4 protein-coding genes are annotated in these 3,870 nt (G+C 64.2%); all 4 read left to right on the plus strand.

The window, feature by feature from the left end:
• Nucleotides 1–1,286 (plus strand): serine hydrolase domain-containing protein (locus tag PHW99_RS18285; protein ID WP_300181113.1); only part of this gene is annotated, 1,286 nt, incomplete at its 5' end.
• 10 nt (nucleotides 1,287–1,296) lie between these two features.
• Nucleotides 1,297–1,980: a hypothetical protein gene (locus PHW99_RS18290; RefSeq protein ID WP_300181116.1), complete on the plus strand. Its 684-nt coding sequence runs from the start codon at nucleotides 1,297–1,299 to the stop codon at nucleotides 1,978–1,980.
• Nucleotides 1,981–2,052: 72 nt separating this feature from the next.
• Nucleotides 2,053–2,712, plus strand: coding sequence for a response regulator (locus PHW99_RS18295; RefSeq protein ID WP_300181119.1), 660 nt, complete (start codon nucleotides 2,053–2,055; stop codon nucleotides 2,710–2,712).
• On the plus strand, nucleotides 2,709–3,870 hold a 1,162-nt coding region (locus tag PHW99_RS18300), incomplete at its 3' end, for a histidine kinase dimerization/phospho-acceptor domain-containing protein (protein WP_300181122.1). The genes PHW99_RS18295 and PHW99_RS18300, both read left to right, overlap by 4 nt.

A 3,870-nucleotide genomic window follows, 5' to 3' on the forward strand; every position in this document is an offset into this window, starting at 1 on the left:
TCGCTGGCCAGCCTTTGGCCTATGCGCCTGACCTGGTTTTCTCCTATTCCAACATCGGCATTTCCCTGCTCGGGGCGGCGGTTCAGTCACGCAGCGGCGTGCCGTTTGCACAGCACATGCAGCAAAATGTCTTGGCGCCACTGGGCATGGCCCATTCAGCGTTTGAAGCAGGCGCCTCGAACTCACCCCTGATGGCCAAGGGTTACCGCGGGCGCGAGGCCATCCCTGAAATTCCTTTGCGCGACGTGCCGGCTGGCGGGCTGAATGCCAGCGTCAACGACCTGAGCCGCTTCCTGGCCATGGTGTTTGCCGATGGCCGGTCCGGCACGCATCAGATTCTGAAACCCGAAACCGTGGCCGAGATGCTGCGGCCACAAAACAGCGCTGTGGCGCTTGACTTCAACTTTCGTGTTGGTTTGGGCTGGCTATTGAGCACTCTGGGCCAATCAACCCTGGAAAACGCTGGCCCGGTGGCCCACCATGCCGGTGCCATCGGCATGTTTCGCAGCCAGATCTACCTCCTGCCCAACCACAAGCTCGGGGTGGTGGTGCTGGCCAATTCCGGCTCTGCCACCAGCGTGGTGGACCACATCGCCACCGAAACACTGGCGCTGGCGCTGGAGGCCAAAACCGGCATCCAGCAGCCCGTGCATACCACCCCCACCTGGGTGGATGCGCCGCTGCCGGCGCAGGTGCAGCGTGCCTATGAGGGTGACTACACCTCGCTGGTCGGGCGCATCCACATCCGTGCCGATGGCACCGCGTTGCGTGCCAATGCTTTGGGGCATGATTTCAAACTGCGTCAGCGCAGCGACGGTTTGTTTGGGCTGGACTACGCCCTGCTGGGCCTGGTGTCGGTGAACCTGGGCACCTTGAGCGAGATCGGTTTTTCGCTGCGCAAGGTGGCAGGTCGCGAGGTTTTGGTAGGCAGCGTGGGGTCGCAAGAGATGCTGGTGGGCCAGCGCGTGGAGCCGCCTGCCAGCCTCGGCGCCTGGCAACAACGTCTGGGCGACTACGAGATCAGCAACCTGGGCGATGACCACAAGCTGGTCAAACGTATTCGCCTGATTGAAGAGAGAGGGTTTCTGGTGCTGGAAACCACCCCGCTGGACGAACCCGACCAAGTCATTCGCGCCGTGCTCAAGCCCGTGTCTGACAGCCAGGCCTTGCTGTTGGGGCCGCTGGCTGACAGTGGCGAAGCGGTGCGCAGCGTCGTCCTCAACGGGGTGGACCATCTGGCCTATTCTGGTTATCTGGCCAAAAAGATAACCAACAGCCGACCATGAGGTTGGGCCCATGCGTCTTCTGGCAGGGCGCTTGATCGGTATCGGTCTGTTTCCTTGGCCTTCTCCGGGGTGGTTGAAGCCGCGCCTGTCTGGTGCGCTGCTGGTCTCGGTCATGTTGCATGGTGTGTTGATCAGTCAGCTGACCCCGGGAACCCGCCCGGGCGCCGCGCGTGAACCTGAGCCTGAGCCACCGATCCTGATGGCACATTTGTGGATACCCGAGCCGCCATTGCAGCCGCCACTTCCGCAGGGGCCGATCGCCCCCACCCAGAACACCACGGCGCCCAAACACAACTTGCGCCGCGCTGTGACTCAACAAAAGGTCAACGCGGCCGAGGCACCGTCTCCCGCCGCCACGCCAACGGACGCTGCTGATTCCGTGTCGGTGCCGCCGCCGTCTGCCACACCGGCAGGCCCCAGCGCGGAACGCCCGCTGGACCTGTCCCCGCAGGCGATGGGGTTGGCTGTGTCGCGCAGTGTCACGCCCAGCCTGGCCCAAGCCGCCCGCGAGCAACTGGGCAGCGGGCCAGCTCCTGCATCTGCCAGATTGGGTCAACATATGGCCTCCGGGGCCGTGCCAGACTGCCTTCACAATGCGCAGGATGGTGAGGGCAAATCCAGGCCAGTGGCCATTGGTGGGCTATTGGCCCTGCCGTTTGTGGCCTACGCCGCCATGACGGGCCGGTGCAAATAGGTGTTTCATATAAAAAATAGGGCTCTAGCCCACGTCAATTAAGCACAAGCAGCTATTCAATTGAGAGCATTCATGAAAATATTGCTGATCGAAGATGACCTCGACCTGGGAGCGGCCTTGCAGCGGGCGCTGGAGCAGGCCCACCTGCCCTCGGTCTGGGTGCGCCGCCTGGCCGACGGCCTGGCGCAGTTGCTGGCCGATGATCTGGACTGCGTGCTGCTCGACATCAACCTGCCCGACGGCGAAGGCTTTACCCTGTTGGAACACTTGCGGCGCACCCACCATGCGGTGCCAGTCCTGGTCATGACCGCCCGCGACGCGCTGGATGACCGCTTGCGTGCCCTCAATGGCGGCGCCGACGACTACGTGATCAAACCCTTCATGCTGCCTGAGCTGATCGCCCGCATCCACGTGGCGATTCGCCGCTCGGCCGGTCAGTCCGCCAACGCCTGGCAAGTGGGCACCCTGGCCATTGACCCGCAGCAGCAAACCGTGTCGCTCGGCGGCAGCGCACTGCCCGTGACCCCGCGCGAATTCGCCATCCTGTGTGAACTGGCCCGCCAGGCCGGGCGGGTGGTGCGCCGTGAGCAACTGCTGCAACGGGTCTGGTCCGGCGACGAGGAGCCCAGCGCCGGGGCGCTGGAATTTCAGATCCACGCCCTGCGGCGCAAGCTCGGGGCTGAGGCCATCCGCACCGTGCGGGGGGTGGGTTACCTGATGCCCAGGCCATGATCAGCCTGCGCGCACTGCGCCAACCGTCCCTGTTCAAGCGTTTGCTGGCCTGGCAGGCGCTGGTGATGTTGCTGGCGGTGGGGGCCAATTTCGGCTGGAACATCTGGCAGGCCTATCAGCCCAAAACCGGCAGCATCGACCGCAGCATGTTCCTGCTGGCCGAGGCGGTGGCCCGTTTTGCTGTCCTTGACCCAAGCCCGGCACATGCTAGCGCCGTGGCACGCCAGGTCAAACAACTCCACAAGGACAACGCCACCTTGCCCACCACAGACGATGACTTTGCCTGGCAGGTCTGGACGAGTTCGGGGCAATTGCTTTCCAGCGACGGCATGCCCAACACGTTTGCCCTGAGCCCGCCCGGCAGTCTGGTGATCGGCATCCGGCATGACCAAGGTGACTGGCGGCTGATGGCAGCCCAGAGTCCGGACGGCAAAGTCTGGGCCGTGGTGGGGCAAACCCGCGCGTTTTACAGCCAGCTGGATGCGCTGGTGCTGCGCCAGATGGTCACCATCCCCCTTGTTTATGTGACAGTCTTGGTTATCGCCCTATGGCTGGCCACCTGGCGCGGCCTGCAACCCATGCAAAAATTAGGCCAGCGTATCGCTGCGCGTGAAGCCGGCAGCAGCGAACTCCTCACCGATGTGGTGCACGACCCGCTGGAGCTGCGGCCCATCACCGCCGCGCTGGATGCCTATGCGCTGCGCGAGGCCGAGCTGCGCGCCACTGAAAAACGTTTTTTTGCCGATGCCGCCCACGAGCTGCGCACCCCGCTGGCCGTCATCGGCGCGCAGGCGCATGTGTTGGCGCAGGAGTCTGATCCAGCCCGCCACCCAGACATGCTGCACACCTTGCAACACGGGGTGCAGCGCGCCGGTGATGTGCTCTCCAAGGTGCTGACCCTGTCACGGCTGGATGCCACACCGGCAGCACTGGCTGCGGACACCACCGCCCAGGTTGACCTGGGTGATCTGCTGCGTGAACGTGTGGCTGAGCACACGCCACGGGCGATCGATTGCGGGGTTGACCTCGGCCTGCTGGAAGGTCCGAGGGTGCCGGTCAGCGTCAACGTATCCTTGCTCAGCGCCGCCATGGACAACCTGATCGACAACGCCCTGCTGTATTGTCCCCAGGGCAGCCGTGTGGATGTGTCCTGGGGCC

This window comes from Rhodoferax sp. (assembly GCF_028689305.1).
Lineage (GTDB): Bacteria > Pseudomonadota > Gammaproteobacteria > Burkholderiales > Burkholderiaceae_C > Rhodoferax.